This is a genomic window from Marinobacter sp. SS21, from assembly GCF_028369065.1.
GTDB lineage: Bacteria > Pseudomonadota > Gammaproteobacteria > Pseudomonadales > Oleiphilaceae > Marinobacter.
The window spans coordinates 1-1,160 of the sequence record NZ_JAQNDA010000028.1; the positions used below are offsets into that span (position 1 = coordinate 1).

At 52.5% G+C, this 1,160-nt stretch carries 1 protein-coding gene; it reads right to left on the minus strand.

Translation table 11 applies throughout. The annotated features are described in order from the left end of the window. Positions 1 to 140: 140 nt before the first annotated feature. Positions 141 to 1,085 carry an IS5 family transposase gene (locus N6L25_RS17655; protein WP_271983158.1) on the minus strand — a complete coding sequence of 315 codons (945 nt, stop codon included), beginning with the start codon at positions 1,083 to 1,085 and terminating at the stop codon, positions 141 to 143. Positions 1,086 to 1,160: the final 75 nt, after the last annotated feature.

Sequence of the window (1,160 nt, forward strand, 5' to 3'; positions counted from 1 at the left end):
GGAAGCTCTGAATAACCGCTGATTTTTGCCGATCTTGGTTTTAGCCGGCAAAAATCGAAGATTCAGACGCTATTCTCCCGTTATTTGTGTGTTTTTTTGCCCCTCTCCCGCCATCTTGACGGAAAACAGACACACTGGCCCTACGCCAGCAGGTATTTTTCACCAATTAACAGGTTGCTGAACGCAGCCAGCAAATGCAGCCGGTTATTGTTCTTTGCAAGGCCGCGATAGCGGACCTTGCTATAACCGAAGAGCTGCTTGATGTACCGGAAGGGGTGCTCCACTTTGGCGCGTACACTGGCTTTGATCTTCTCAGCTTTCAGTTTGTCGGCATCCAGCGTCTTCCGGGTGCCCGGCCGTTTTGCAATGAACCAGGAGACGTTCTCACGGTGCTTATGTTCATCCCGCTTCTGAATACCAAGGTAACCGGCGTCACCGAAGACTCGCTGCTCTTCACCGTGCAGCAGTTTGTCGGTGGGCACGATGTCATGCACGTTGGCAGCGGTGGTATCAATGCTATGAATCAGGCCCAGAGCGTCGTCGACACCAATGTGCATCTTCATGCCGAAGTGCCATTCGTTGCCTTTCCTGGTCTGGTGCATTTCTGGATCGCGCTTGCCAGTTTGGTTCTTGGTAGAACTGGGAGCCGAGATAATGGTGGCATCGACGATGCTGCCCTCGCGCAGCATCAGCCCGTTTTTCTCCAGGTGTTTGTTCACCTCTTTAAACAGCGTTTTCCCAAGACCGTGCTGCTCCAGGAAATGCCGGAAGTTGAGAATGGTCGTCTCATCCGGCAAGCGATCCAGTTTCAGACCGGCGAAGTGCCGCATGGATTCGATCTCGTACAAAGCATCTTCCATCGCCGGATCGCTCAGGTTATAGAACAGCTGCATGCAGTGAACTCGCAGCATCGCAGACAGCGGATAGGGAGGCCGTCCGTTCTGACCCTTTGGATAATACCGGGCTACCTTCTTCTCCAACTGCTTCCAAGGGATCAGCTTGTCCATCCGTTCCAAAAATATCTCGCGGCGGGTCTTGCGCTTCTTGGTCTGGTACTCGGCTTCGGAGAAGGTGATCTGATCCATGGTGACACTGAATCCTATGCGGTTGGCGATGGCCCTAATTATCGCTGAATTTGAGACTTATTCAGAGTCTCCTTA

Bases quoted from the DNA above. Each gene is read 5' to 3' on its own strand.
- N6L25_RS17655 (WP_271983158.1), bottom strand. From the start codon at position 1,085: ATGGATCAGATCACCTTCTCCGAAGCCGAGTACCAGACCAAGAAGCGC.